The sequence below is a fragment of the Pantoea phytobeneficialis genome, from assembly GCF_009728735.1.
Taxonomy (GTDB): Bacteria; Pseudomonadota; Gammaproteobacteria; order Enterobacterales; family Enterobacteriaceae; genus Pantoea; species Pantoea phytobeneficialis.
On record NZ_CP024637.1, the window covers coordinates 442,341 to 468,061 of the forward strand.

25 protein-coding genes are annotated in these 25,721 nt (G+C 58.0%); 13 read left to right on the plus strand and 12 right to left on the minus strand.

Going from position 1 to position 25,721, the window contains the following annotated elements; all coding sequences use genetic code 11:
- Window positions 1–388 precede the first annotated feature (388 nt).
- The 10 genes from CTZ24_RS22280 to CTZ24_RS22325 all read right to left on the minus strand — a co-directional run bounded on the left by CTZ24_RS22280 (window position 389) and on the right by CTZ24_RS22325 (window position 9,097).
- Window positions 389–736, minus strand: coding sequence for a YebG family protein (locus CTZ24_RS22280; RefSeq protein WP_208725738.1), 348 nt, complete (start codon window positions 734–736; stop codon window positions 389–391).
- 73 nt (window positions 737–809) lie between these two features.
- Entirely contained in the window at window positions 810–1,604 is a 795-nt protein-coding gene (locus tag CTZ24_RS22285; RefSeq protein WP_013511679.1) for an SIR2 family protein, read from the minus strand.
- Window positions 1,601–2,161 (minus strand): non-canonical purine NTP pyrophosphatase, encoded by a 561-nt coding sequence (locus CTZ24_RS22290; protein ID WP_208725740.1) that lies wholly within the window; start codon window positions 2,159–2,161, stop codon window positions 1,601–1,603. The genes CTZ24_RS22285 and CTZ24_RS22290 overlap by 4 nt, the downstream gene beginning before the upstream one ends.
- 202 nt (window positions 2,162–2,363) lie before the next feature.
- Window positions 2,364–3,158 carry an amino acid ABC transporter ATP-binding protein gene (locus CTZ24_RS22295; RefSeq protein WP_208725742.1) on the minus strand — a complete coding sequence of 265 codons (795 nt, stop codon included), beginning with the start codon at window positions 3,156–3,158 and terminating at the stop codon, window positions 2,364–2,366.
- A complete protein-coding gene (locus CTZ24_RS22300) occupies window positions 3,142–4,056 on the minus strand; it encodes an amino acid ABC transporter permease (RefSeq protein ID WP_208725743.1) in 915 nt (304 codons plus the stop codon). Before CTZ24_RS22300 ends, CTZ24_RS22295 begins: the two co-directional genes overlap by 17 nt.
- Window positions 4,053–4,562, minus strand: coding sequence for a GNAT family N-acetyltransferase (locus CTZ24_RS22305; RefSeq protein WP_208725745.1), 510 nt, complete (start codon window positions 4,560–4,562; stop codon window positions 4,053–4,055). Before CTZ24_RS22305 ends, CTZ24_RS22300 begins: the two co-directional genes overlap by 4 nt.
- Before the next feature lie 9 nt (window positions 4,563–4,571).
- Window positions 4,572–5,507: an ABC transporter substrate-binding protein gene (locus tag CTZ24_RS22310; protein ID WP_208725747.1), complete on the minus strand. Its 936-nt coding sequence runs from the start codon at window positions 5,505–5,507 to the stop codon at window positions 4,572–4,574.
- 15 nt (window positions 5,508–5,522) lie between these two features.
- Window positions 5,523–6,836: an LLM class flavin-dependent oxidoreductase gene (locus CTZ24_RS22315; RefSeq protein WP_208725749.1), complete on the minus strand. Its 1,314-nt coding sequence runs from the start codon at window positions 6,834–6,836 to the stop codon at window positions 5,523–5,525.
- Window positions 6,837–6,918: 82 nt separating this feature from the next.
- Complete coding sequence (locus CTZ24_RS22320; RefSeq protein ID WP_208725751.1) at window positions 6,919–8,076, minus strand: amidohydrolase; 1,158 nt, start codon at window positions 8,074–8,076, stop codon at window positions 6,919–6,921.
- A 22-nt stretch (window positions 8,077–8,098) separates the two neighbouring features.
- On the minus strand, window positions 8,099–9,097 hold the full coding sequence (locus tag CTZ24_RS22325; RefSeq protein ID WP_208725753.1) for an MsnO8 family LLM class oxidoreductase: 999 nt from the start codon (window positions 9,095–9,097) through the stop codon (window positions 8,099–8,101).
- Between the two features lie 186 nt (window positions 9,098–9,283).
- Here CTZ24_RS22325 and CTZ24_RS22330 point away from each other — a divergent pair, with 186 nt between their 5' ends.
- From CTZ24_RS22330 to CTZ24_RS22370, 9 genes are all read left to right on the plus strand, one after another.
- Window positions 9,284–10,189, plus strand: coding sequence for an alpha/beta hydrolase fold domain-containing protein (locus tag CTZ24_RS22330; RefSeq protein ID WP_208725755.1), 906 nt, complete (start codon window positions 9,284–9,286; stop codon window positions 10,187–10,189).
- 192 nt (window positions 10,190–10,381) lie between these two features.
- Window positions 10,382–12,004, plus strand: coding sequence for a TIGR04028 family ABC transporter substrate-binding protein (locus CTZ24_RS22335; protein WP_208725757.1), 1,623 nt, complete (start codon window positions 10,382–10,384; stop codon window positions 12,002–12,004).
- A gap of 12 nt (window positions 12,005–12,016) precedes the next feature.
- Window positions 12,017–12,958 (plus strand): ABC transporter permease, encoded by a 942-nt coding sequence (locus tag CTZ24_RS22340; RefSeq protein ID WP_208725759.1) that lies wholly within the window; start codon window positions 12,017–12,019, stop codon window positions 12,956–12,958.
- Entirely contained in the window at window positions 12,958–13,815 is an 858-nt protein-coding gene (locus CTZ24_RS22345) for an ABC transporter permease (RefSeq protein ID WP_208725761.1), read from the plus strand. The genes CTZ24_RS22340 and CTZ24_RS22345 overlap by 1 nt, the downstream gene beginning before the upstream one ends.
- A complete protein-coding gene (locus CTZ24_RS22350; protein WP_208725763.1) occupies window positions 13,812–15,422 on the plus strand; it encodes a dipeptide ABC transporter ATP-binding protein in 1,611 nt (536 codons plus the stop codon). The genes CTZ24_RS22345 and CTZ24_RS22350 overlap by 4 nt, the downstream gene beginning before the upstream one ends.
- Window positions 15,419–16,414, plus strand: a complete 996-nt coding sequence (locus CTZ24_RS22355) for a putative FMN-dependent luciferase-like monooxygenase (RefSeq protein ID WP_208725765.1) — start codon at window positions 15,419–15,421, stop codon at window positions 16,412–16,414. The genes CTZ24_RS22350 and CTZ24_RS22355 overlap by 4 nt, the downstream gene beginning before the upstream one ends.
- Before the next feature lie 12 nt (window positions 16,415–16,426).
- Entirely contained in the window at window positions 16,427–17,530 is a 1,104-nt protein-coding gene (locus tag CTZ24_RS22360) for an alkylhydroperoxidase domain protein (RefSeq protein ID WP_208725772.1), read from the plus strand.
- A 2-nt stretch (window positions 17,531–17,532) separates the two neighbouring features.
- A complete protein-coding gene (locus tag CTZ24_RS22365) occupies window positions 17,533–18,684 on the plus strand; it encodes an amidohydrolase (RefSeq protein ID WP_208725773.1) in 1,152 nt (383 codons plus the stop codon).
- A gap of 23 nt (window positions 18,685–18,707) precedes the next feature.
- Window positions 18,708–19,556 carry a VOC family protein gene (locus CTZ24_RS22370; protein WP_208725775.1) on the plus strand — a complete coding sequence of 283 codons (849 nt, stop codon included), beginning with the start codon at window positions 18,708–18,710 and terminating at the stop codon, window positions 19,554–19,556.
- Between the two features lie 93 nt (window positions 19,557–19,649).
- On the opposite strand, the gene CTZ24_RS22375 is transcribed toward CTZ24_RS22370, so the two are convergent.
- Window positions 19,650–20,426, minus strand: coding sequence for an ABC transporter ATP-binding protein (locus CTZ24_RS22375; protein WP_208725782.1), 777 nt, complete (start codon window positions 20,424–20,426; stop codon window positions 19,650–19,652).
- Window positions 20,427–20,621: 195 nt separating this feature from the next.
- On the opposite strand from CTZ24_RS22375, the gene CTZ24_RS22380 reads away from it, so the two are divergent.
- The 3 genes from CTZ24_RS22380 to CTZ24_RS22390 are packed head-to-tail and all read left to right on the plus strand — an operon-like array spanning window position 20,622 to window position 23,240.
- Window positions 20,622–21,683, plus strand: coding sequence for an ABC transporter substrate-binding protein (locus tag CTZ24_RS22380; RefSeq protein WP_208726599.1), 1,062 nt, complete (start codon window positions 20,622–20,624; stop codon window positions 21,681–21,683).
- 10 nt (window positions 21,684–21,693) lie between these two features.
- Window positions 21,694–22,701, plus strand: coding sequence for an ABC transporter permease (locus tag CTZ24_RS22385; protein ID WP_208726606.1), 1,008 nt, complete (start codon window positions 21,694–21,696; stop codon window positions 22,699–22,701).
- Window positions 22,702–22,724: 23 nt separating this feature from the next.
- Window positions 22,725–23,240, plus strand: a complete 516-nt coding sequence (locus CTZ24_RS22390) for a pyridoxal-phosphate dependent enzyme (RefSeq protein WP_244634058.1) — start codon at window positions 22,725–22,727, stop codon at window positions 23,238–23,240.
- Window positions 23,241–23,285: 45 nt separating this feature from the next.
- Here CTZ24_RS22390 and CTZ24_RS22395 read toward each other — a convergent pair whose 3' ends face one another.
- On the minus strand, window positions 23,286–24,335 hold the full coding sequence (locus CTZ24_RS22395) for an ABC transporter substrate-binding protein (RefSeq protein WP_208725784.1): 1,050 nt from the start codon (window positions 24,333–24,335) through the stop codon (window positions 23,286–23,288).
- Window positions 24,336–24,548: 213 nt separating this feature from the next.
- Between CTZ24_RS22395 and CTZ24_RS22400 the strand changes: the two genes are divergently transcribed.
- Window positions 24,549–25,688 carry an acyl-CoA dehydrogenase family protein gene (locus tag CTZ24_RS22400; RefSeq protein WP_208725786.1) on the plus strand — a complete coding sequence of 380 codons (1,140 nt, stop codon included), beginning with the start codon at window positions 24,549–24,551 and terminating at the stop codon, window positions 25,686–25,688.
- Window positions 25,689–25,721: the final 33 nt, after the last annotated feature.

Consider the following 25,721-nt stretch of genomic DNA (forward strand, 5'->3'; position numbering starts at 1 on the left):
TTCCCGTTGCCGGGCAACAGGCAGAGGTCGAGTTTGTTTTTACTGACATCAATACCGAGATAAATCATAAGACAGCTCCCTTTCACATGAACCATCACGCCATCTTGCCTTGTACATACGAAGTCAGAGCTTCTGGTTACCGTTCAGAGTAGATGCTGGCGTGAAAGGAGAAACGGAGGGCTTTAAGCTACGGCACAAGATCGGGTCTTAAGCGGCGCGACAAGCTGCCTCCGTTTCGTGTAACGGGTAGCTAACCAGTTACAACTTCAAGATACAAGCGGCGCGATTTATCGCGCAATTTGATGCAATGTCAGAAAAAACCGCGCGATAAATCGCGCCGCTACGGGGGAAACAATCACGCCGCCCTTTACGACGGCGTGGTATTAAATCAGGCGGCTTTTACCGCGCGCGGTTTCTTTTCGGGTGCATCCGCCGTTGCCTCTTCGGCATCATCCACTTTGGCGGTTTCGGCAGCCACAGCGTCTTCCGCATTTACCGGCTCCGGCAGTTTGCTGGTACGCAGAATATGCTGCACCGCGTCTTTCTGCTCCGCCAGTTGCAAACCCAGCGCTTCGGCCTGGCCTTCATCCATCTCTGGATTGTTTTGCAACAGCCAGTCAGTAAAGGCATCGGCCATATCGAGCATTTTGTCCCAGGCATCTGCGTCTTTTTTATTGGCAAACGTCATTTTCTCTTCACCCTTTCTGACCACAACATATTTGGTTTCGACTGCCATGATGCACCTCGTTAACTGTATTTATATACAGTATATTCCGAATTATCGTTGCCAGGCAATGGTTTTTTGCCTGTCAGGCGATCAATTCCTGCAAAAAATCCGCGAGTGCTTTGCGCGGATCATCCTCTTCAGAGACGATCATCTCAATCCCCCACTGCCCCAGCACCTCTTTCGCCACCGGATTATTGCGATTGGTAAACAGGTAAGATTTCGGTCGCGCCGATGCCAGCCCGGTACGCCCCCACATCTTGGTCAGGCGATAGAACAACAGACGGATGTTGAAATCGCTGATGCTGTAGCCCACAAACAACACCGAGTTGCCCATCACATCATGTGTCAGCTTAATGTCCAGCGGCGAATCGAAGTACAGTCGTTCAAAATAGCTGCTTTCATCGAGGACAATCGAGGTGTCATCGTCAAAATCACCATGTAATTTGATGATATGCCGCTTATCTTCAGTGAGCGACACCAGATCGGCGGCATTTGCGACCTTACTGTAGGGCACGCCATGCGCCTCGTGCGCCATCTCCAGCCAGCGATCGTAATTGGTCGTGTAGATACGCGAAAAATTACCCTGAGTGATCATGGTATGGATTTCGGAGCTGCGCACATCAATATCCGGGCGATGCCATTCACGATCCATCCAACTGCGTAACGGGCCGAGCGACCCTTTACGCTGCTTGTAATATTCCGCCAGCGACAGATGCGTACCGTAAGTATTGAAAATTTTCGGATCGTAGCCCAGTTCATTGGCGAGATGCGCAATCAGCTCATGCCACTCCGGCAGGCCGAGGTTACGCGAAATCCCGGCCCCGGCAAACAGAATCAGCTTGCCAGCATCGTAGGCGCGTTTCAGTTCCGGTTTCATGCCAATCCCCGTGACGTTTTCAAAAATGTGGCGAAGCGATCCAGCGCCAGGCGACGCATGGAAATCTCGTTTTTCAGCTCGCCCATCTCGGCAAAGGTTTGGTTGTGTCCTTCCGGGATAAACACGCAATCCCACTGAAACTGGCGCGGTCCCGCCGCCTGCGCAGCAATGGTGCCACGAACTTCACCTTCAAACAGGTACATTTTGCGGCCATCGCAATAACCCAATACGGTTTTGGCGGTCACGCTTTGGCTCTCCAGCCCTTGCACCAGCTTGGTAAAACGTTCCGCCTCGAGGCGATTCCAGAAAATGCGGGTCAGTCCGGCCGGTAAGCCGTTTAACCCGTCGAGATACAGGCCAGTATGCTCAACAAACAACGGGCGACCGATAATCGAGAACGCCTTGGTGAGCTTATCGCGCACCAGTTCGACTTCATTTTCGGTCTGGATCTCTTCGATACGGCGCGCGATGGGGATCACCTCGACACCGACCGGCTCAAGGATGGTGCGGACTTCAGCCAGTTTATGCTCATTTGCCGACAGGAAGCGTATTTTCATTGCAACCAGTTGATTTTTAATGGGTGGATTGCAGCAGTTATGATTGTATGACGCAGGATAGCTGCTTTTTGTGACGGCGGTTTTAGTCCCGCCGTGTTTGTGAGGATAGTGCAGTTTATTTTGAATGCAACTGTTTGACCAATAAGTAGCGGCGCGATTTATCGCGCTTTATCAGGTAGTTCCTGCACATGATGAATATTCGTTACAGCACCCTCGCCAAAAAGCGCTTCGTCCTTTCATGACGCGGTTGGTTGAGCACCTGCTGGCTGCTGCCCTGCTCGACAATCCGGCCATCCACCATAAACACTACGTTATCCGCCACTTCACGGGCGAAACCGATCTCATGGGTGACGATCACCAGCGTAGTGCCGGACCTCGCCAGTTTCTTGATCACATCCAGCACCTCGCCCACCAGTTCCGGGTCAAGCGCCGAGGTGGGTTCATCAAACAGCATCACGCGCGGATTAAGCATCAACGCGCGGGCAATGGCGATACGCTGCTGCTGCCCCCCTGAAAGATGGCGCGGCCAGGCATCCGCCTTATGGCGCAGGCCAACGATATCCAACAGCTCGCCCGCACGGGTGATCGCTTCGCGGCGCGAGAGCTGACGATGGGCAATCGGCGCTTCAATTAAGTTTTCCAGCACCGTCAAATGGGGAAACAGATTGAAATTCTGAAACACGTAGCCCACGTTAATGCGCTGACGCAGAATAGCTTTCTCTTTTAATTCATAGAGTTTATCGCCCCGACGCTGATAACCAATGTAATCGCCATCAATCTGGATAAACCCTTCATCCACCCGCTCCAGATGATTAATGGTGCGCAGCAGCGTCGATTTTCCCGAACCGGACGGCCCGAGGATCACGGTGACGGAACCGGGAGCGAGTTCCAGCGACACATCATCCAGCGCCTGATGTTTGCCAAAAAACTTGCTGACATGGGTGATGCTGATGGCACCGGTGGCATGGAGATTACGGTAATCAATGGCTTCGGACATGGGAGAGATCCTCAGTAGTGGCGCGGTTGCGCCATTGACGCCAGCGCGAGGGTTGCGGTTCGCGGGTGACGCTGCGCGCCAGCCAGCGTTCAACGCTGTGCTGCAATAACGACAACACGGTGGTGATAATCAGATACCAGGCAGCCCCAACCATCAGCAGCGGGATCACCTGCTGCGTGCGGTTGTAAATCATCTGGATGGTGTAAAAAAGTTCAGGCATCGCCAGCACATAAACCATCGCCGTGCCTTTGGCGAGGCTGATGATTTCATTAAATGCAGTGGGGATGATGGCGCGCAGCGCCTGCGGCAGAATGATGCGGAAGGTACGACGCGAAGAGGACAAACCCAGCGCCGAGGCAGCTTCAAACTGCCCGTGATCCACACCGAGAAAGCCACCGCGAATGATTTCGGCGCTGTAGGCGCTTTGTACCAGCGTCAGGCCGATCACCGCTGCCGGGAACTGCCCCAGCACGTTGATGGTCTGGAAATGCCCCCACGACAACGTGGTAAAGGGAATGCCGAAGGAGAGCGTGTCGTATAAGTAGGAGAAGTTATACAGAATGATCAGCACCACAATCAGCGGCAGCGAACGAAACAGCCAGATATAACCAAACGCCAGCCAGCTCAGCAACCACGAGGATGACAGCCGTGCCAGCGCCAGCAGGCCGCCGAAGATCAGGCTGAACACGGTGCCAAACAGCGTCAGCAACAGGGTTTGTCCCAGCCCGCTGAGGATCACCGGATCGAAAAACCAGCGGGCAAATACGCCCCATTCCCAGCGCGGGTTAAACGCCACCGACTCAATCACCCCGGCGAGGATAAACAGCGCAACAATCGCTCCGAAGGTGCGCGCCGGATAGCGCGCCGGGACCACAGTTAAAGGTTGTGCGGATTTCATGCAGGCTCCTTGCTGTGCACATCAATCACTTTCAGGAAGCGCAAGCGCCCGTCATGTGGCGGCTGGCCGTAGATCTCCATATCGTCACGCAGTTCAAACTGCGGCTGATAACCGTGGCCGATATACAAACGCACCGCTTCCGGCTGGCGGAAACCGGTGGTGAGGAAAATACGTTGATAACCGGCGCGCAGCGCGCGCCGTTCCAGTTCCTGCAAAATCAGCAGCGCCAGCCCCTGACGGCGCAGGTCGCTACGTGTCCAGATCCGTTTGAATTCAGCGGTGTGGTCGTCATAGGGTTTGTACGCCCCCATAGCAATGATCTCGCCGTCCCGTTCCAGCACAATAAACAACCCATGCGGCGCTAAGTACCATTCGGTCTGTTCCACTTCTTTGCTGTTGCGGAAGAAATCACCGTAGCGCGCCTCATATTCGCCGAATAATCCGGTGAGAATTGGCTGTAACTCGGGCGCTTCCGGCGACACTTCACGGAAAACTTGTTGGCTCATGCCGCCTCCTTAATCGCCCAGACCCGCCGGATTCACTTCCGAGCGGTCGATATGTTCGACACCCTCACCCCAGCGATTAAGTACCTTGAGATAGTCGCCGTTCTGCATCACGCCATTCAGCGCGGTGCTGATCGGTTCCGCCAGACCGCTGCCTTTCTTCACCGTCACCGCGATGTGCGCCGCTTTCGGCCAACCACCGTCGACGCTGCCGACTAAACGCGTCTGTCCGGTCAGGGCCGCTTTCCAGGCACCAATCACGTTGGGGCCGAAGTAAGCGTCAGCCCGGCCCGATTGCAATGCGAGGGTTTGTGCCGCGTCATCTTTGGTATAAATCGGCGTGAACGGTTTCAGACCTTTGGCCTGATTGGCTTTGTCCCACGCCAGCAAAATCGCTTCCTGATTGGTGCCGGAGCCGACGATGATGCGCAGCCCGGCGATATCTTCCGCTTTGGTGAGGGATTTTATCGGGCTGCTGGTTTTGACATAGAAACCGAGCGAGTCCTTGCGATAAGTGGCGAAATCGAAGCGTTCTTTACGTTCTTTGGTCACGGTGATGTTGCTGATGGCGGCATCGTATTTACCGGAAGCCACGCCGAGCGGCCAGTCCTCCCATGAGGTTGGTACGATCTTCAGCTTCAGCCCGAGGCTATCCGCCACCAGCCGGGCAATATCCACTTCGCTGCCCAACAGGGTTTTGTTGTCATCGCTAAACACCGTCAGTGGCGGTGAGTTCTGCGCCGCCACCGCCACGGTAAAGGTGCCGGGCGCGGCGAAATGGTGTCCGGCGGGGATCTGTGCCACGGCAGCACTGTTTTTGCTGGTGTTGATCGGGGTTTTGTTCGCTTCAAGGCTGACCTGCTGGCCGTTCAGCGCCACCTCTTCGGCGAGGGCGGCAGCGCTGCTGGTCAGTAATAACAGGGCGATGAGGGAGATCTTCTTCTGCATAGCATCAACTCGCTTTTATTGTTGTGTGAACTGATTAACCGGATCGGACAGACCGAAGCTGGCACGCAGCGTGGTCCCAGGGTATTCAAGGCGTGACAAACCGCGTGACTGCAAAATCGGCACGACGCGGTCAACAAAACGTTCGAAGCTATCCGGCGTACCGCCGTTAATAATGAAACCGTCAGTTGCTGCACTTTCGAACCACAGTTGCAGGCCATCCGCCACCTGTTCTGGCGTACCGTGGAACAGAGGGCGCGGCGTGGCCGCCTCCAGCGCCGCCTGACGCAGCGTGTGGCCGTTCTCGCGGGCTTTACGTTTGATTTCATCGGTGGTGCTACGGAAACTGTTCTGACCGATATCACCGATATCGGGGAAGGGTTCATCCAGCGGGTATTGCGAGAAATCGTGGTGGTCGAAGAAGCGACCAAGGTAATTCAGTGCATCCTTAATCGACACCAGCGCGGCAGTGGTTTGATACTGACGCTCCACATCCTCGGCATCATCACCCACAATCACCCCAACCCCCTGGAAGATATGCAGATCCTCGGGCTGGCGGCCATTGGCGACCAGCTGCTTTTTCACATCGCGGTAGAATGCCTGGGCCTCTTCGCGCGTCGGCTGATGGGTGAAAATGGCGTCAGCGTGTCGTGCTGCCAGCTTTTTACCATCTTCGGAGGCACCGGCCTGAAAGATAATCGGACGCCCCTGCGGCGTGCGCGCGATATTCAGTGGCCCCTGCACCTGGAAGAAATCACCGTGATGGTTGAGGGTGTGCAGTTTGGTGGCATCGAAGAACTGCCCACTCTCTTTATTGCGCACAAAGGCATCCTCTTCCCACGAATCCCACAGCCCTTTCACCACCTGCAAATATTCGTCGGCGATGCGATAACGCAATGCATGCTCAGGATGCTGCTGGCGCGAGAAGTTTTTCGCCGACCCTTCCAGCGGCGAGGTCACCACGTTCCAACCCGCACGTCCCCCGCTCAGATGGTCAAGGCTGGCGAACTGACGCGCCACGGTAAAAGGTTCGCTGTAGGAGGTGGAGACGGTGCCCACCAGGCCGAGATGCTGGGTGACGCCCGCCAGGGCTGACAGCAGCGTCAGGGGTTCAAAACGGTTAAGAAAATGCGGGATCGACTTGTCATTGATAAACAGGCCGTCGGCAACAAACAGGAAATCCAGCTTGCCCTGCTCCGCTTTGCGCGCAATCTGTTTGGCATAATCAATATTGATGCTGGCATCGGCCAGCGCCGCCGGATGACGCCAGGCAGACATGTTGCCGGATGCACCATGCAGAATGGTGCCCAGTCGAAGTTGTCTTACAGTCATAATGGTCCCTCTTTAGCCATAGCGAAGCCTGACGGCATCGCGCAGGATGCCGCTACAGGTGAATATCGGGTTGAAGAATGGGTTAATTCAGAATGGCGTCACGACATCGGGCATTGAGATGTAGCAGCGCCTGCTGCGCCAGTTGCGTGAAATAACTGGCAGCAGGGGCGATCAGCGCTTCATCCGGGTTAAACCCACCATGATGCAGGCCAAAATCGCTGGCGCTGCCGATGCTGACAAAAGCGCCGGGGATCTGTTGCAGATAAAAGGCGAAGTCCTCGCCACCGAGATGCAGATCGGCGGTTTGCACGCGATAGCCCGCCTGCTGCGCCACGTTACTGGCGAAAGCAGCCCAATGCGCGTCGTTCTCCAGCACCGGTGGCCCGGCGTGCCAGCTCAGGCTGGCGCTGGCTCCGGCGGCAGCCGCCACATTCTCGACCAGACGGCGCACCCGTTGTTCCAGCTGCTGCCGCACTTGCCGGTCGTGGGTACGGGCTGTTCCACCAAATTCGACCTCACCCGGCAGCACGTTCCAGGTTTTTCCGCCATCGATGCGGGTGACGCTCAGCACCAGGCTATCGAGCGTATTAAAGCTGCGGCTGGTCAATGATTGCAGCGCCTGAATAATCTGGCTGGCGACCAGGATACTGTCCACTCCCTGTTCCGGGTGTGCGGCATGCGCGCCGGTACCGCTGACGCGGATCACAAAGCGATCGGCATTGGCATAAAAAGCGCCAGCGCGCGTGGCGAAGGTGCCGGTGGGCAAGCCAGGCTCGTTATGCATCCCAAAAATCGCCTGCACATCCTGCAACACGCCAGCTTTGATGAATTGCCGTGCGCCGGTGGCGTTCTCTTCACCGGGTTGAAACAGGATACGAATACGCCCCGTTAGCTGCGCCTCCTGGGCCTTCAGTTGCAGCGCCGCACCCAGCATCACCGCGCTGTGCACATCATGACCGCAGGCATGCATCACACCGGTATGACGCGAACGAAACGGCAGGCCAGTGGCCTCATGAATCGGCAAACCATCGATATCGGCGCGCAGCGCAATCACCGTATCACCCTGACCGATCTCCGCCACCACACCGGTTTCCAGTGCATAACCCAGCAACCGTATTCCGGCGGCTTGTAGCCAGCCGCGCAGACGGGCGGTGGTTTCCACTTCGTGACTGGAGAGTTCCGGCCAACTGCGCAGCTCGCGTCGCCAGTCAATCAGCTGTTGTTGCGAAAATTGCGTCATAGGATGTCTCCGGGGATGTTGCTCAGGCCGCGACCAGACGATGGGTTGCCAGCAGTTCAAGGGATTTCAGGCGGGCTTGCTCTTCCACCACCGGCGAATCAATCACAAACTCATCAATGCCGAAGTTCTGATGCAGCGCCTCCAATTGGGCGTGTACCTGTGCGGCGGTGCCTTTCAGTAACGACGGGGTACGGGGTTCAATCACGTAATCGCTGTATCCCCCCTGACGCACATAACGTTCCGCTTGCTCCAGACTGGCAACATTCACGCTCTGGCCACCCTGCACGTTGACGTGAAAGAAACGCAGATTACTGACCAGCAGGTCAGCCGCTGCCGGTGAATCCGCCACCACCACCTGCACCGCCACCAGCGCTCGCTGGCCGTTGCTGCGCTGGTGGTAACGCGTGAGTACCCGCTCCATCAATGCACGGTCGCCATTCAGATGCGCGGCGAACACCAGTTGCCAGCCAAGATCGGCTGCCAGCCGGGCACTCTCTTCGCTGGCCCCCAGCAGAAAGCGATTGGCCGGGCGGGTGGGTTGCGGTGTGGCGACCAGTGATTCTTCATCATGTTGTTGCGTTGCGGGCTGAAGCCAGCCATCCAGCAGCGCCAGTTGTTCGGCAAAACTGCCTTTTTCAGCGGCATGGACACCGAGTTGCAATGCACGCGTCGACAGCGGCAGACCACCGGGCGCTTTACCTACGCCAAGATCGATCCGGCCCGGTGCCAGTGAGGCCAGCAGGTTGAAGTTTTCTGCCACTTTATACGGGCTGTAGTGCTGCAACATCACGCCACCGGAACCCACGCGAATATGGCGCGTCTGACCGATAATCCACGCCATCAGCAACTCAGGTGACGGGCTGGCTAACTGGGTAGAATTATGGTGTTCCGCCAACCAGAACCGATGATATCCCCAGGCTTCCGCCTGCTGCGCCAAATGCAGGGTGCGATGCAGCGCGCCAGTCGCACCCTCTCCTTCCGCTATCGGCGATTTATCCAGCAAACTCAGTCGGTATGACATGCGCCTTATCCTTTTCCATCGTGAATATGGCGGCTAGTGTGGAACGGGGAATAACGTTCGTAAAACAACAAAATCGACAAAGTGAATTAAGAAAATGGAAATGGTCAGCCCTGTTCAGTTACACAGGAATGCAACATACTCGGGCAGGTCGAAATGGTTCGGCACCGCTAAATGGAGATTGCGTACATGACAACAGCCATCGAAACACACCACCCTTTGTCCGCCGCAGACCGCACGCAGGAAGTACAAATCCTTGCGGCGCTGGAGCAGCATCGCAACACTTTCCAGGGATCTATCCCGGAGTGGTATGACGCGCTGCTGGAACAGACGCCGATCGCGGCAGGCATGATAACGGAGCCGGTCAATACCGACACCGTCAATGGCTGGTGGGTGAAGCCGGAAACCGCATCCAGCCAGCGGGCGTTGGTGTTTATCCACGGCGGGGGCTATGCCCTCGGCAGCGCACGCGCCTATCGCGGTTTTGCCAGTCAGATAGCGGCACGCACCGGTATCGCCACTTTCGTGCCGGACTACCCGTTGACCCCGAATCACCCTTTCCCGGCAGCCCCCCAGGCCATTTCCCAGATTCCGACATGGCTCGCAGCGCAAGGGATCACGCGATATGCGTTAATCGGTGATTCGGCTGGTGCTGGCCTGGCATTGGGCTTATTACAAAACCCTGCCGTGTGTGCTGAAGTGAGTTCAGCCGTGGTGTTTTCGCCGTATCTCGATCTGGCATTTACTGGCGATTCGTTCAATAACCCGGAGACGTACGATCCGATTTTCCGCCCGGAAGTCCTGACCCAACTGGCCGCAACTTACCTGAACGGTAACGATCCCACCACGCCACTGGCCTCACCGCTATACGGCGTGCCGGAAGTATTACCACCGCTGGCGATTCAGGTTGGAACCGATGAGTTGTTGCTGGATGATGCCACCCGTTATGCCGCAGCGGCTGCCGCGCGGGGTGGCGAGGTACGGTTGGATATTTATGAAGGGATGCATCATGTGTTTCAGGGCGATATTGCCCTCGGCGCGGCGCGTCATGCGCTGGATGCAGCGGCCGCATTTATTACGCGTCACTGGCGTTAATTCTGCGCGATAAATCGCGCCGCTACCGATCGTTCGCTTTGTAGCGCGCGCGATTTATCACGCATTTTTACCCACCCCGCCATTTATTTTTTCCGGCAAAGCTTAGTGCATTTCCTTTGTTCAACTCCGCGCCGCGGCATTCGATGATGAAAACCGCCCGTCGGGTAATTGATAACAAAGGAATTCACCATCATGAAGCAACGTTTTCACTTGCAGGCATTAACTTTCGCCCTGCTGACCGGGATCTTTAGCGCGCAGGCAGCCGACACGCCGGTAAAAGGCGGGACGCTGATTTATCTGGAACAACAACCGCATACCAACCTCTATCCCCCCGCTGGCGGATTCTACCCGAACGGCGGCATTCTCAATCAGATTACCGACAAACTCACCTGGCAAAACCCAAAAACTTTGCAGGTTGAACCGTGGATAGCCGAAAGCTGGAGCAGCAACGCCGATAAAACCGAATACACCTTTAAAATTCGTCCGGGCGTGACCTTCTCCGATGGCACACCGTTAGATGCCAACGCCGTGGCAAAAAACTTCGATACTTACGGGCTGGGTAATAAAGCGCAGCGCCTGCCGGTTTCTGAGGTGATCAACAACTACGATCACAGCGAAGTCATTGATCCTCTGACGGTGAAGTTTTACTTCAAAAAACCGTCGCCGGGCTTTTTACAGGGCACCGCCACCATCGGCTCAGGGCTGGTTTCCCTGAGTACCCTGCAACGCAGTTTTGACCAACTTGGCGATGCACGCCATATCATCGGTTCCGGGCCGTTTGTGGTCAGCAATGAACAACTGGGCCGTGAAGTCGACCTGGTGGCGCGCAAAGATTATCACTGGGGGCCAAAAAACATTCAGCAGCAAGGCCCGGCCAATCTCGACGGCATCAAAATTATTGTGACGCCTGAAGATAGCGTGCGTATCGGCGCGCTGCTGGCGGGACAGGCCGATTTTATCCGTCAGGTACAGGCGTATGACGAAAAACAGGCCACCGCACAAAACTTCCCGATTTATGCGGCCCCCACGCGTGGTGTCAACGACAGCATCAGTTTTCGCCCGGATAACCCGCTGGTCAGCGATGTGAAGGTGCGCCAGGCCTTGCTGCATGCCACCAATGCGCAGCAAGTGGTGCAAACCCTGTTCTCTCCCAATTATCCGCAAGCGACGTCCGTGATTGCTGCCTCAGCGGCGGGTTACGTCAACCTGAGTGACAAGCTGAAGTACGATCCGGCACAGGCGAAACAGCTGCTGGAGGAGGCAGGCTGGCATACCGACAGCGATGGCATCCGTGAAAAAGGCGGTCAGAAACTGGCGCTGACGGTGTATGAATCCCCGCCTCAACCACAAAACAAAGAAGTGCTGCAACTGGTGGCGCAGCAGTGGCGTCAGGTGGGCGTGGTGCTGACGGTGAAAGCCGGTGATGCGGGCAGCAAAACCCTGGATAACCTTGATCCGCTGAAAACGCCGCTGACGGTGTCGGAAGTGGGACGTGCCGATCCGGATGTAGTAAAAAGTATGTTCTATCCCACCAATCGTGATGCGCTGCTGCAAAAAGGCGGCTCCAGCGACAAGGTGAAAAATTTCCGTGACGACCAACTGAACAGCTTGCTGGTCAATATCTCGGCGGAAGTCGCACCACGAAAGCGTCTGCAATTAACCGCAGACGCCCAGCGTTACCTGCTGGACCACGCCTATGTCATCCCGATCTTTGAAGAACCGCAGGTGTTTGCCGGTGCGCCCTGGCTGAAGGGCATCAGTTTTGAAGCCGTAGGCCGTCCGTCATTCTACGGCGCGTGGCTGGAAAAACACTAACGGGGGCTGACGATGCGACACTCTCTGCTGCACAGGTTGGGACAAAGTCTGCTGGTGCTATGGGCGGCGTTTACCCTGTCATTCTTTCTGCTCCAGGTGCTGCCGGGCGATGCGATTCTGATTAAGTTTCAGAACCCGGACCTCGGCCTCAGCCCGGCGCAAATTGCGCAAATGCGGCTGGCGTACGGGGCCGACAGCCCGATCTGGCAGCAGTATCTCCATACCCTGCTGGCGATGTTGCGTGGTGATTTTGGTTATTCGGTACAGGCTGGGGTCGCGGTGAGCGCATTGATCGCCAGTAATCTGCCAGCCACCCTGAGCCTGGCACTACCGGGTTTTCTGTTGGCGGCATTGCTGGCGTTTGCCCTGGCGGCGTTGTCACGTCTGCCGGGCCTGCGTGGGCTGCGAACATTTTTGCAATCAGTCCCGGCGTTATTTATCTCGTTACCCACCTTCTGGCTCGGCATCGCCTTGATCCAGATGTTCTCCTTTCAACTGCTCTGGATCCCGGTCATCAACCCTTCCCCTCTTCAGGGCTTGATTCTGCCGGTGATCACCGTGGCGATCCCTATCTCCGCGCCGCTGGCGCAGATTTTGTTGCGCAGCATTGATGAAGTCGCTACCCAACCCTTTGTCGCGGTGGCGCGCGCCAAAGGGGCCAGCGAAAACCGGGTGTTATGGCGTCATGTGCTGCGCAACGCGCTGCTGCCGGTACTGAACATCGCCGGTTTACTGCTCGGCGAATTGATTGCCGGGGCGCTGATTACCGAAACCGTGTTTGGCCGCAGCGGGCTGGGCCAACTGACGCAACAGGCGGTCAACAATCAGGATGTCGCGGTACTTCAGGCGGTGGTGATGATCTCGGCGCTGGGGTTTGTGCTGATTAATTTGCTGGTGGATGTGTTGATGCCATTGCTCGATCCCCGTTTGCAACCTATTCCAGGAGGCCACTGATGAGTCTGGTGGATTACGCAGCCGCACGCCGTGGCGAACGCGTGTCTGGCCCACGCGCCAGGTTATCGCTACAACCGGGTTTGTGGCTGGCGTGGGGGGTGATAACGCTGGCGCTGTTAGCCGCCCTCGCGCCGGGACTGCTGACCCATTTCAGTCCCACCGCAGGCATCGCCGGCGCGCAGCGATTGCCGCCGCAGGCCACTTACTGGCTCGGCACCGACCAACTCGGACGCGACCTGTTCACCCGCATCGTGTATGGCGCGTCGCAGTCGCTGGCGGCAGCCTTTGCCGCCGTGGCAATGGGGTTTGTCGGCGGTACCACGCTGGGGGTGATTGCCGGGGCCGTCGGACGACGTACCGAAAGCGTGCTGATGCGGCTGGTGGATGTGTTGCTCTCCATCCCTTCCTTGCTGCTTTCCCTCAGCATCCTGATTTTGCTGGGATTTGGCACAGTTCATGCGGCACTGGCGGTGGGTATTGCTTCGGTTGCCAGTTTTGCCCGCCTGGCGCGCGGTGAAGTGGTACGCGTCAGACGCAGTGAATATGTCGAAGCCGCATACGGCAGCGGCGGCAGTTTCTGGCGCGTGTTATGGCGGCACATTTTACCCAATTCGCTGACGGCGGTGGTCGCCTTTGCCGCTCTGCAATTTGGTCAGGCGATTCTGGCGCTCTCCACCCTGAGTTTTCTCGGTTATGGCACCCCACCACCGACACCGGAGTGGGGATTGTTAATCGCGGAAGGTCGCAATTATCTCGCCACCGCCTGGTGGCTGACCCTGTTTCCCGGCATCGTGGTGGTCGCCGTGGTGCTGGCAGCCAACCGCATCAGCCAACAATTGGCCGGAGGCGCAAAATGAGCGCATTGCTGACCCTTGAAAACCTCACCCTCAGCTATCGCCAGCAGGGGTTATGGCGTCCGGTGGTGCATAACGTCAGCTTCAACTTGCAGGCGGGCGAAATGGTGGCGCTGGTCGGCGAGTCCGGCTCCGGTAAAACCACCACGGCTCAGGCGATTATTGGTTTGCTGGCGGAAAATGGTCGCCGCGACCACGGGCGGATTCTGCTTAACGGCACTGATATCAGCAACTGGTCCGCCAAACGGCTGGATAGCCTGCGCGGGGTGCGCATCAGCCTGGTGCCGCAGGACCCTGGCAACTCGCTCAACCCGGTCAAGACCATCGGTGAACAGGTGGGTGAGATGTTGCAACTGCATCTGCGCATCAGCCGTCAGGAGCGGCAGCAGCGGGTAATTGAGTTACTGAGTCGCGTCGGCCTCAGCCATCCCGAGCAGCGTGCTGCCCAGTACCCGCATCAACTCTCGGGTGGGATGAAGCAACGGGTGTTGATCACAATTGCCCTCGCCCTGCGCCCGCAAATTATCATCGCCGATGAACCGACCAGCGCGCTGGATGTGACGGTACAGAAGCGCATTCTCGATCTGCTGGATGTGCTACGCCGGGAATCCGGCACCGCCGTGCTGTTCGTCACACACGATCTGGCGCTGGCCGCGGAACGGGCGGATCGTTTGCTGGTGTTTCGTCACGGTGAGATTCAGGAACAGGGTGACACCGCGCGGGTGATCCATGCTCCGCAGCATCCCTACACCCGCCAGCTTTTACAGGATGCTCAGCTTAATCGCCTGGCACAGGCTCCGCAGGTGAACGCGGCGTTTTCCACCCCGGCGATACAGCTTTCTGCCATTGGTAAACAGTTTCGACTGGGACGACGGCAGCAGTTTCATGCCCTGCGCGAGGTCAGCGTCAGCGTACCGCGTGGCACCACCCACGCGCTGGTGGGTGAGTCCGGCTCAGGTAAAACCACCCTGGCGCGCATTCTGGTCGGTTTTGAGAAAGCCGACAGTGGCCGCGTTGTGATTGATGGCATTGACGCCAGCGGCCTGAGCAGCGAAGCACGTCGCCAGCTGCGACGCAAAATTCAGTTCGTTTATCAGAACCCGTACGCATCGCTCGATCCGTGCCAGACGCTGTTTGCCATCATCGAAGAACCGCTGCGCAATTTTGAGCGTCTGAGTCGTGACCAACGCCGTCAGCGGGTTGAGGCGGTAGCGCAACGCGTGGCACTGCCGCTGGAGCTGCTGACACGCAAAGCACGCGAATTGTCCGGTGGACAGCGGCAGCGGGTGGCGATCGCCCGCGCGCTGATCCTCGAACCGGCCATTCTGGTGCTGGATGAAGCCACCTCAGCGCTGGATGTCACGGTGCAGGCGCAGATTTTGCAATTGCTGCAACAGCTCCAACGCGATCTTGGCCTGACCTATCTGTTTATTACTCACGATCTCGCTACGGTGCGGCGGCTGGCGCATAGCGTCACCGTGCTACGCGCCGGGGAAGTGATAGAGCAGAGTGACGTTGTCACCTTGTTCACTGCCCCACAGCATCCCTACACCCGGTCATTGATCGAGGCGATTCCCGCTTTCCGTCCGCTGATTAAGGAGTCTGCATGACGCGCAAACGCATTGGTTTTTTTACCCGTCTGCTGGATGAAGGCAGCGCCCAACAGCGCTACCGGCTGGCGACCGAACAGATTCAACACGCCGAGCGCTGCGGCTTAGACAGCGCCTGGATCGCGCAACACCATTTTCATGAGCACGAAGGCGGGCTGCCTTCCCCGCTGGTGTTTCTCGCCTATATGGCCGCACATACCCGCACCATCCGTCTTGGCACCGGCATCATTACCCTGCCACTGGAGAATGCGCTGCGCGTGGCGGAAGACGCGTCAGTGCTGGATTTGCTCAGTAACGGGCGTCTGGAGGTCGGTTTTGGCTCCGGAGGCACGGCGACCTCGTTTCTGCCGTTTGGTCTGACAATCGAGCAACGCGCGCCTTTTTTTGCCGAACAATTGCATAGCGTATTGAGTGCCTGGCGTGGCGATAGCCTGGCGCACCCCGATAACCATCTTTATCCGGCGGCCACTTCATTGCCACAGAGGGTGTGGATCGCCACCTTTTCGGTGGAGGGAGCCGCACGCGCCGGTCAGGCGGGGCATGGTTTGATGCTATCGCGTACCCAACCGCGTCCCGCCGAACAGCCCGATTTGCCGCTGGATGCGTTGCAAAACCCGATGATCGACGCCTATCTGGCGGCGCTACCGGCAGGGATTGCGCCACGTATCCTCGCCTCCCGCACCGCCTTTGTCGCGGATTCCAGCGGCTATGCGCGGCGTCTGGCGCAAGCCGGTTTGCAGCGTCAGGCCGACAAGTTTCGCGCCAGTGGACATCACCTGTTCGGTGATTCACTGGATGACCATATTCGGCAGTTTGACGCCCATCTCGGCGATGTCGCAGCGGTGCAGGCCTCACTGGCGCAGGACAGTGTGCTGGCGCGCGCCACCGATATCACCTTCCAGGTGCATTCGATTGATCCTCCCCACGCCGATATTTTGCGCTCGATTGAACTGATTGCCGACCACATCGCGCCACAACTGCGCAATGCTTAACAGGAGAAAGAGATGTCTCAAGTGAATGATTTGCTCGCGGCACTGGCCGATATCGATCCGGCATCGGAACTGGCGCAGGCGCGTGCCCAACGCGATGCTGCCACCCGCCATACTCAGGGCAGCTATGAGGTGCTCTTTGGTCAGCATGACGACGATTTCCCGCTCCCGGCGCGTTTTGCACTGGCGGCACAGGTGGCGGCCTGGCATGGCGAAGTGACTTTGCAGGCGCATTACCAGCAGCAGGCTTCGGGCGCGCAGCATAGCGCGCGCGATGAGGCGGCGCGTGCTTTTGCCGAACGCCTGAGTTTTCGTCCTGTCGAAGCAACACCGCAGCATATTGCCAACCTGCACAGCGCCGGCTGGACACCACGCGGCATCGTCACGCTGGCGCAGTTGGTCGCCTTTGTCAGCTTCCAGAGTCGGCTACTGGCCGGGTTCCGCTTACTTAACGGCGACAGTTTAGCGTCTACACAACACGCGGTAGCCGGTATCTGGCATAACGCCCCGCGCACCCATAGCGGGAAAACCGCCCTCACGGCTTTCACGCAGCAGGAACTGGGCTGGGAACCCTGGCTGGCGGCTAAACCGTTGCATGAATTTACCACCGAAGAAAAAGCCACGCTGGCGCGCTTTGGTCACAGCGATTCTGATTACTTCCGCCTGTTGGGTCGCAACCTGCCACTGCTGGAACAGCGTACCCTGACCGATAAAGGCATCTTTTATACGTCCGGCGGTTTAGCGCGTGCGGAGCGTGAGCTGGCAGCCACGGTGGTGAGTAAAGTCAATGGCTGCATCTATTGCGCCTCAGTGCACGCACGTAAAGCCAGCCAGTTAGCGAAAGATGATGCGGCGGTGCAAAAGCTGCTGAATGTGTCACCTGGCGCGGAGTTATCCCACGGTCAATCGCCGCGCTGGCAGGCCATCATTGATTTCAGCGCCGCACTCTCCGTCACTCCCGCCAGTGCCAGCCAGGCACAGCTACAGGCGCTGCGCGCGCAAGGACTGGACACCCTGCAACTGCTGGATCTGGTGCAGTCCACCGCCTTCTTCGCCTGGGCCAACCGTCTGATGCTAACCCTCGGCGAACCCTTTCTCCCCGCTGATGCTCAAGGATAACCATGACGGCCATTTCCACAGAACAACTGATCCACTGGCGACGTGAACTGCATCAGCACCCTGAGTTATCCAATCAGGAACACGCCACCACCGCACGGATTACCCGCTGGCTGCAACAGGCAAACATTCGCGTGTTGCCGCTCGGCCTGAGCACCGGGGTGGTCGCGGAGATTGGTCAGGGCGACGCGGTGATTGCGTTACGCGCTGATATTGATGCCCTGCCGATTGAGGAATTGACGCAGCAACCGTGGCAATCCCAACAGCCGGGCGTGATGCATGCCTGTGGTCACGACCTGCACAGCAGCGTGATGCTGGGGGTGGCGCATCAGCTCAAACGCATTGAAGCGCAACTGCCTGGCCGGGTACGCATCCTGTTTCAACCCGCAGAGGAAACCTTCAACGGTGCACAGCAGCTGATTGATGCAGGCGCGCTGGAGGAGGTGCAGGCGATTTTTGGTTTACACAACGCGCCAGATTTGCCGGTTGGCACGCTGCGTACCCGTGGCGGTGCGATGTACGCCAATGTCGATCGTTTTCAGATCAACATTAGCGGCAAAGGCGCCCATGCCGCGCGCCCGCATGAGGGCATTGATGCGATCGTTATTGCCAGCCACATCGTCACCGCGTTGCAACATCTGCCCAGCCGGGTATTCAGCGCGCTGGCATCGGTGGTGGTCAGCGTGACGCGTTTTACCGCAGGCAATAGCTGGAATGTGTTGCCGCATCAGGTGGAGCTGGAAGGGACGGTGCGTACCCATGATGCCGCCATCCGCGCAGAGATTCCGCAAAGAATCCGCAGCCTGATTGCCGGTATCGCCGCAGGCTTTGACGGTGGCGCCGAGCTGGTGTGGCAACCTGGCCCACCTTCGCTGATCAATACCCCGGCGTGGGCAGAGGTGGCGCTGCATCTGGCGCAACAGCAGGGATATGACATCCATACCGCGACACCGCAGATGGGCGGCGAGGATTTTGCCTTTTATCTGCATCAGGTGCCGGGGGTATTTGTCAACATCGGCAGCGCCAGCACACACGGGTTGCATCATCCCGCCTTCGACCCGGATGAAGCGATGCTCGCCCCGGCGGTGCAATATTTTACGGCCCTGGCACAGCGGGCGCTGGCTGAGGTGCAGCAAGCGCAGGAACTGGCCTCGTGACGGTGAGAACAAGGAGAAAACCGATGGCGATAACCGTTCCGCTGCCACGTCTCGATCATGTGGTGATCAACGTGGCAGATCAACTCGATGCAGCCAGCACGCTGTTTCAGCGGCTGGGTTTTCAACTGACCGAACGTGGTCACCACTCGCTCGGGTCCAGCAATCATTTGGCGGTGTTTGGCGAGAATTATCTGGAATTGCTGGGTTATGAAGCGGCGCGCGGCAATCTGCGTCAGGATCTCTGGCAGTCCCCCCTCGGATTGAGCGGCCTGGTGTGGAAAAGTGATGATGCTGACGCAGTGTGGCGTTATCTGGAGAGCCTGGATATTGATGGCGAGCCACCCGCCAGTTTTTATCGGCCGGTGACGCTGCCGGATGGTTCAGCGCAACAGGCTCGCTTCCGTACCGTGCGTTTACGCAGCGATCTGGTGCCGAATGGCCGCAGCTTATTCTGCCAGCATGAAACACCGCAGGCGGTCTGGCAACCGGCATGGCAGCAGCACCCGAATGGGGTCAGCAACATCGTCGAGTTTGTGGTGGTGGCGCAGGATCCGGCAGCCGCCGCGCTGGTGTATAGCCGGCTGTTTGGTGCCGGACGGCTGGTGGCCTGTCAGGAAGGGGCTTTTGTGCTGAAAGCCGGTGCCGCAACGGTGCGCTTCGCTGCCGCCGAGTACGTGGTGAAGCGATTTAACAGCCTGCCGGACGATTACGATGGCAGCGCACGCATGGCGGCACTCAGCCTGCACACCCAGGACCTGAGTAAGGTGAAAGCCTGTTTGCTGCTGGGGGACGTGCCCTTTAGCGAGGCGGAGAACGCGGTGAGGGTGGCGGCCGAACACGCGTTCGGTGTCGCGTTACGGTTTCAGCACTAAACACCTTGCGCGATAAATCGCAAAACATTGCGCGATAAATCGCGCCGCTACGGGGGAGTATGACGTGTAGCGGCGCGATTTATCGCGCGTTTCTCAGGCTGCCGCTCGCTCTGCCCCCAGCAGATCGAGAATGCGGCTGCGCAGCGCCACCAACTGTGCATCGTCGCGACGGCGCGGCCAGGGTAAATCCACCGTGATGATATCCAGCACTTTCGCCGGACGCGGGCTGAACACCACCACGCGATTCGCCATGACCAACGCTTCTTCCACATCGTGCGTCACCATCAGGGTGGTGAATTGTTGCTCCTGCCACAAATCGACGATCTCCTGCTGCATACGCAGGCGGGTTAATGAATCCAGCTTACCCAGCGGTTCATCCAGGATCAGCAGACGTGGATGATTGACCAGCGCCCGCGCCAATGCGGCACGTTGCGCCATACCGCCGGATAACTGGTGCGGCCAGGCACGGGCAAACTGCGTCAGGCCGACGCGATCCAACATCGCATTGATACGCTGTTCCCGCACCGTGCGGCCCTCACCACGGATTTGCAGGCCAAGACCGACATTGTCGTACACCGTCCGCCACGGATAGAGCGTGGGGTCCTGAAACACCACCACGCGCGACGGATCGGGCGCGGTGATGGCGCGCCCCTCTTCCGCCAGCAAGCCGCTGACCGGTTGTTCGAGGCCAGCCAGCAGACGCAGCAGCGTCGATTTGCCACAGCCCGACGGCCCGAGCAATGCCACAAATTCTCCGGCGGCAACGTGCAGATTAATATTTTCCAGTACCGGTAACGCCCTGCCTTCAAGGCTGAAATGGTGGCTGACTTTTTCTATCGCAATATTCACCCCTGACAGTTCACCCGCCATATATTTGCTCCCACTGTTCAGAAAAATAAAAAATAATTAGCACGCGCCTTCTCGCCCACGAAATAGCAATTTCGGCAATCAATACCCCCGAAAAACATAAAGGGAAATTGCATGAAGACATGCGGGATTGTTATTTGGTGGCGCAGTCAGGCTTTGCCATAGTGCCTGAAGTGATTTTTTTACATGGAAGGAATGATGGCAATGCACAATATCTCTCTCACTCGCCGCCGCTTATTACGTGGATTAGGTTTGCTGGGTGCCGCTAGCGCGGTAAATCCGACGGTATTTGCGGCGGATAACACGCTGAAAACCGTCAAACTGGCCTGGGGGCAAACCGCTGTCTGTCAGGCCCCCATTTCCGTCGCGCTCAAACAAGGTTTCTTTAAAAAATATGGCCTGAATGTTGAGCCGGTTAACTTTAGCGGGCCAACCGATGCGCTGTTGCAGGCAATCGCGACCGGACAGGCGGATGGCGGCATCGGCATGGCGCTGCGCTGGCTTAAACCGCTCGAGCAGGGTTTTGATGTCGATCTTACTGTCGGTACCCACGGCGGTTGTATGCGTCTGCTGGCACCGCAAAACAGCGGTATCCATCAGGTGAAAGATCTGGTGGGCAAATCCGTGGCGGTGAGCGACCAGGCCAGCCCGATCCGCAACTTCTTCGCCATTCAACTGGCGAAACAGGGCATCAATCCTGATACCCAGGTGAACTGGCTGCAATATCCCTCTGACCTGTTCGGGGAAGCCCTGCGCAAAGGTGAAGTGCAGGCGCTGGCGACCGACGATCCCCAGGGCTGGTTGCTGAAAAAGCAGCATAACCTGGTGGAGGTGGACAACAACCTCAACGGGGAATACGCCCACCTCACCTGCTGTGTGCTGGGCCTGCGTGGCTCGCTGGTGCGTGACGATCCGGCCACCGCGCGGGCAATCACCCAGGCGATTGTCGATGCTCAGCAGTGGACCGCCGACCACCCCGATGAAACCGCGCGCATTTTCCAGCCGTTTGTCCCCGGCTCAGTACCGGTAGCGGATATTGCCGCCATGCTGCGCGAGCATACGCACCATCACCACTCCACTGGCGCGCAATTGCGCAGTGAAGTCGCGGTGTATGTCGATGAATTGAAGAAAATCAATGTAATCCGGCCAGATACGGATGCGCAGCGCTTTGCCGAGCACTACGTCCCGCAGTTGCTGACCGAGTCCTCCAGCCACCATCACGCCAGCACCCTGGCGTCGATGAGTAACATGTCCAGCTAAGGAGACAATGATGGCCAGTGAAACGCTGACGATAACCCGCAGTCAGGCAAGCGTACGCCGGGTGCAGCCCGCCATCTGGGGTGCGCTGGTGTTGTGGTGGGCGCTGGTAGCGCTGATGGTGGCGGTGCCAGATAAGCCAGTTGGCTTCGCTGCGCCGCGTTTTGTCGATCAAACCCATGAACTGTTTGCCGCTCTGGCGGGGTTACTCAGCGTGCTGGCGATTATTGCCGGTCTGTTTCCCCGGTTGCAGGCACTTTCCCCTCTCAAGCGCAGCGGCCCCTGGCTGATGGTACTGGCAGTGCTAATCGGCGTGTGGGAGATCGTCACCGCCAAGCTGGCGTTGCTGCCCGCCCCCTTCTTTGCGCCACCGCGCGCGCTGATTGAGGCGTACGCCACCGACTGGCCGCGTCTGCTTGACAGCGTGCTCAACTCGCTGCGCCTGCTGGCATTGGGGTTTCTCTACGGTAGCCTGGTTGGCTTTGTCACCGGTGTCGCCATCGGTTGGTCGCGTGGGTTGGGATATTGGGTCCATCCGATTTTACGCTTCCTTGGGCCGGTGCCCTCAACGGCGCTGTTGCCGCTGTCACTCTATTTCTTCCCGTCCAGCTTCTCGGCGGCGGTATTTTTGATTGCGCTGGCAACCTGGTTCCCGGTGACGGTGCTGACCTGGTCGGGCGTCGCCAGTGTCGATAGTCGTTACTACGATGTGGCGCGCACCCTGGGGGCAAACGCGTGGTTCCTGGTGCTGCGGGTGGCAGTCCCGGCCGCGTTACCTCATCTGTTCGTGGGTTTGTTTATGGGATTGGGTGCGTCGTTTTCGGTGCTGGTAGCGGCGGAAATGATGGGGGTGAAATCAGGCCTTGGCTGGTATCTGCAATGGGCGCAGGGCTGGGCGGCTTACGCCAATATGTATGCCGCGCTGATCGTGATGGCGTTGTTGTTCTCCTCACTCATCTCCCTGCTGTTCCTGATTCGTGACCGCACTCTGGCGTGGCAGCGTAGTGCGGTGCAATGGTAACCCCTGACTACATGAGGTCGACTATGGTGGCAAAGATTGCTGGTTCCATCACCGAACTGATTGGCAACACTACGGGTGGCACCCTCACCGGCACCGGACGCTACCTGAAGGCGCAAAATCCGGCAGTGCAGATCATCGCGGTGGAACCCGGTATCGCTTCGCAGCCCAGCGAATTACGCCCGGAACCGCTGGAGATCACCGGTGTGCATGCCTTCAGCAACCAGACGCCGGAACGTATCCCCGCTAATCTTGACCATCGCGTCTATGACGAGGTGATTGCGGTAGACACCTGGCAAGCCTACGCCGCCGCACGGCAACTGGCGTTAAGTGAAGGTGTGCTGGTTGGTGATTCGTCCGGTGCGGTGTTGTGGGCGGCGCAGCAGGTGGCGGCACGCGAGGAGAACCGAGGCAAACGCATCGTGTTGTTACTGGCGGATGGCGGCAGCAGTGACCTTTCAACGCAGCTTTATGCTCACCAGGTTCCGGCGGAAAGCCTGAAACTGGCGAGTGCAGTGCAAACCTCGCAGAAGATTGCCTGATTACGACCGTAACGGCGCGATGCGCAAGGTATCGCGCCGTTACGGTCAGACCAATACATTCGAGGTAATCCCTTTGGCGAACAGCAGCGGATCGGTTTCTGGTCGCAATACGTTGATGGCTTTCAAATCCCGCGCATAGATATCAATCTCTTGTACAAACGCATTGCCCACCGAGTAATGGCCGTGGGTATGGGTTTTCAACACGCTGGCGATTTCCTGTGGCGTGGTGTTGAGCGCTTTGCCGTTAAACGCCTGAGCGACGACCTCCGGGTGTTGTGCGGCGTAAGCGTGGGCCTGCAAAATCGCGTGGGTGATCGCCGCAGCGACGTCCGGCTGATCGCGGATCAAACTGCCACGCGTCCCCACCACGCAGCAACTCAGGTTGGCGTATTCATCCATCAGGTTGGTCGCCACTTCGCGATAACCCGGCTGCTGGGTTAAACGCCACATAATCGGGTCGGAGCCGCTGGCGGCCTGAATCTCGCCTTTTTGTAACACCATCGGCAGCAGGTCCTGCGGAAAGACGCGCCAGTTCACGTCGGTAGTGGGATCAACGCCGTGCTTTTTCAGCAGCAGCGAGAAAAAGTTCTTATCCGCGCCAGCCATATCGGTCACCCCAATGGTTTGGCCTTTCAATTGTTCCAGCGAACGCGGGCCATCATCACGCGTCAGCAGGCGCATACAGCCGCCGTGGGTTCCGGCGGTCAGCTTGACATCAAAACCCTGCTCCAGCGCCTTTAGCCAGCGCAGCGCCATGCCAATCGCCGCTTCAGCCTTACCGGTGGCGATCGATTCCAGTAACAGTTCAGTCGAGTTGCCAAAATTGACGAACTCCACTTCGAGGTTGTGCGCTTTAAAGAATTGATGCTGGTCGGCCACCACCACCGGCGCGAGGCAAATGGCGTTCAGATTGACCGCCATGCGAATGTGGGTGGGTTTAGCCAACGCCCATTTTCCCGCTCCGCCCTGCAATAAATCGCCGGACATGTGCATTCCGGCCATCGCATCGTCAGCGAACACCTGGCCTGGTGCCAACATAGCGGCAGCGGAATAACTGAGAAAATGGCGGCGTGAAAGTGAATAATTAACTGGCATGGTTTTACTCCCAAAAATAAATGCAGGTTGAGATGTTGTTGCTGTAATAATTCTTTTCAGGAGCAGGCAGGTTAATCGTAATTAACCGTGGCAACCAGCCGCAGAATTATGCCGATTACGCATGTGGTTATCCGCTTTATTGCTTTTACATCCCCGGCATAAAAATAAACAATCAGACCTTATTAAAAATATGCATGAATAAGGCGGCACGTAATGGCGGATAATATTTCTCTGCTCAACGAAATTTTACCGGTGATGACCCGTTCGTTAGAAAGCCAGGCAGCCGCCGTGGATGAAAACGGCGATTTTCCCCACGCCATTTTTGCGCTGCTGCGCCAGCACGGTTTGTTGCATTACGCGTTGCCGCTGGAAGCCGGTGGCAGCGGTGCGACGTTGCGTGAATGTCAGGCGGTTATCGCTGCCGTGGCACGCGGAGAGCCTTCCAGCGCGCTGATTCTGATCATGCAATATCTCAATACCCGCCGTCTGGGCAAAGACGCTGACTGGCCTGACGCCGTACGCCAGCAGGTTGCCGCCAGCGTTCGGCAGCACGGTGCTTTAATCAATGCGCTTCGGGTGGAACCCGAGCTGGGCACTCCGGCACGCGGGGGGTTACCGCGTACCCGGGCACGGCGTACCGCCGAGGGCTGGCGTGTTAGCGGTGAAAAGATTTACTCCACCGGCAGCCACGGTTTGCACTGGTTTCTGGTGTGGGCCAGCAGCGATGATGCCGATCCGCTGGTCGGTGGCTATCTGATACCCGCCAGCGCGCCTGGCATCCGTATTATCGAGGAGTGGGATCATCTGGGTATGCGTGGCACCTGTAGCCATCGGGTGGTGCTGGATGAGGTGCTGATCCCCTTCGATTACGCGGTGAACGTCGCCCCCTGGAGCACACCCAAACCGGGATTGAGTGACGAGGAGCAGATATGGATGGCAACGCTGCTTGGCACCCTGTATGACGCCATCGCCCGAAGCGCGCGCGACTGGTTTATCGCTTTCCTGCAACAACGCGTTCCGGCCAACCTTGCCGCGCCACTCGCCTCCCTGCCTCGTTTTCAGGAGATAGTGGGACGAATCGACACCCGGTTGTTTACCAATGCCTGTTTGCTGCATAGCTGCGCGCAGGGAGAGATCGCCAGCGCGCATGCCTCCCAGGTGAAACAGGTGGTGACGGAGAACGCCATCCACGCTGTACAACTGATGGTGGAGAGCATCGGCAACCACGCCTTAACCCGCCAGAATCCGTTACAACGTCACTTACGTAACGTGTTGTGTGGCCGTATCCATACGCCGCAGGATGACGCTATCTTCACTTCGGTGGGAAAAGCCGCCCTGGGCGCGGCGACATAACATCCCCTGTAGTGGCACGGTTTTGTAACAGCG

What these genes read in the sequence shown, in the direction of transcription:
- CTZ24_RS22280 (WP_208725738.1), bottom strand. Translation starts at nt 736, where the DNA reads ATGGCAGTCGAAACCAAATATGTTGTGGTCAGAAAGGGTGAAGAGAAA.
- CTZ24_RS22285 (WP_013511679.1), bottom strand. Translation starts at nt 1,604, where the DNA reads ATGAAACCGGAACTGAAACGCGCCTACGATGCTGGCAAGCTGATTCTG.
- CTZ24_RS22290 (WP_208725740.1), bottom strand. Translation starts at nt 2,161, where the DNA reads ATGAAAATACGCTTCCTGTCGGCAAATGAGCATAAACTGGCTGAAGTC.
- CTZ24_RS22295 (WP_208725742.1), bottom strand. Translation starts at nt 3,158, where the DNA reads ATGTCCGAAGCCATTGATTACCGTAATCTCCATGCCACCGGTGCCATC.
- CTZ24_RS22300 (WP_208725743.1), bottom strand. Translation starts at nt 4,056, where the DNA reads ATGAAATCCGCACAACCTTTAACTGTGGTCCCGGCGCGCTATCCGGCG.
- CTZ24_RS22305 (WP_208725745.1), bottom strand. Translation starts at nt 4,562, where the DNA reads ATGAGCCAACAAGTTTTCCGTGAAGTGTCGCCGGAAGCGCCCGAGTTA.
- CTZ24_RS22310 (WP_208725747.1), bottom strand. Translation starts at nt 5,507, where the DNA reads ATGCAGAAGAAGATCTCCCTCATCGCCCTGTTATTACTGACCAGCAGC.
- CTZ24_RS22315 (WP_208725749.1), bottom strand. Translation starts at nt 6,836, where the DNA reads ATGACTGTAAGACAACTTCGACTGGGCACCATTCTGCATGGTGCATCC.
- CTZ24_RS22320 (WP_208725751.1), bottom strand. Translation starts at nt 8,076, where the DNA reads ATGACGCAATTTTCGCAACAACAGCTGATTGACTGGCGACGCGAGCTG.
- CTZ24_RS22325 (WP_208725753.1), bottom strand. Translation starts at nt 9,097, where the DNA reads ATGTCATACCGACTGAGTTTGCTGGATAAATCGCCGATAGCGGAAGGA.
- CTZ24_RS22330 (WP_208725755.1), top strand. Translation starts at nt 9,284, where the DNA reads ATGACAACAGCCATCGAAACACACCACCCTTTGTCCGCCGCAGACCGC.
- CTZ24_RS22335 (WP_208725757.1), top strand. Translation starts at nt 10,382, where the DNA reads ATGAAGCAACGTTTTCACTTGCAGGCATTAACTTTCGCCCTGCTGACC.
- CTZ24_RS22340 (WP_208725759.1), top strand. Translation starts at nt 12,017, where the DNA reads ATGCGACACTCTCTGCTGCACAGGTTGGGACAAAGTCTGCTGGTGCTA.
- CTZ24_RS22345 (WP_208725761.1), top strand. Translation starts at nt 12,958, where the DNA reads ATGAGTCTGGTGGATTACGCAGCCGCACGCCGTGGCGAACGCGTGTCT.
- CTZ24_RS22350 (WP_208725763.1), top strand. Translation starts at nt 13,812, where the DNA reads ATGAGCGCATTGCTGACCCTTGAAAACCTCACCCTCAGCTATCGCCAG.
- CTZ24_RS22355 (WP_208725765.1), top strand. Translation starts at nt 15,419, where the DNA reads ATGACGCGCAAACGCATTGGTTTTTTTACCCGTCTGCTGGATGAAGGC.
- CTZ24_RS22360 (WP_208725772.1), top strand. Translation starts at nt 16,427, where the DNA reads ATGTCTCAAGTGAATGATTTGCTCGCGGCACTGGCCGATATCGATCCG.
- CTZ24_RS22365 (WP_208725773.1), top strand. Translation starts at nt 17,533, where the DNA reads ATGACGGCCATTTCCACAGAACAACTGATCCACTGGCGACGTGAACTG.
- CTZ24_RS22370 (WP_208725775.1), top strand. Translation starts at nt 18,708, where the DNA reads ATGGCGATAACCGTTCCGCTGCCACGTCTCGATCATGTGGTGATCAAC.
- CTZ24_RS22375 (WP_208725782.1), bottom strand. Translation starts at nt 20,426, where the DNA reads ATGGCGGGTGAACTGTCAGGGGTGAATATTGCGATAGAAAAAGTCAGC.
- CTZ24_RS22380 (WP_208726599.1), top strand. Translation starts at nt 20,622, where the DNA reads ATGGCAATGCACAATATCTCTCTCACTCGCCGCCGCTTATTACGTGGA.
- CTZ24_RS22385 (WP_208726606.1), top strand. Translation starts at nt 21,694, where the DNA reads ATGGCCAGTGAAACGCTGACGATAACCCGCAGTCAGGCAAGCGTACGC.
- CTZ24_RS22390 (WP_244634058.1), top strand. Translation starts at nt 22,725, where the DNA reads ATGGTGGCAAAGATTGCTGGTTCCATCACCGAACTGATTGGCAACACT.
- CTZ24_RS22395 (WP_208725784.1), bottom strand. Translation starts at nt 24,335, where the DNA reads ATGCCAGTTAATTATTCACTTTCACGCCGCCATTTTCTCAGTTATTCC.
- CTZ24_RS22400 (WP_208725786.1), top strand. Translation starts at nt 24,549, where the DNA reads ATGGCGGATAATATTTCTCTGCTCAACGAAATTTTACCGGTGATGACC.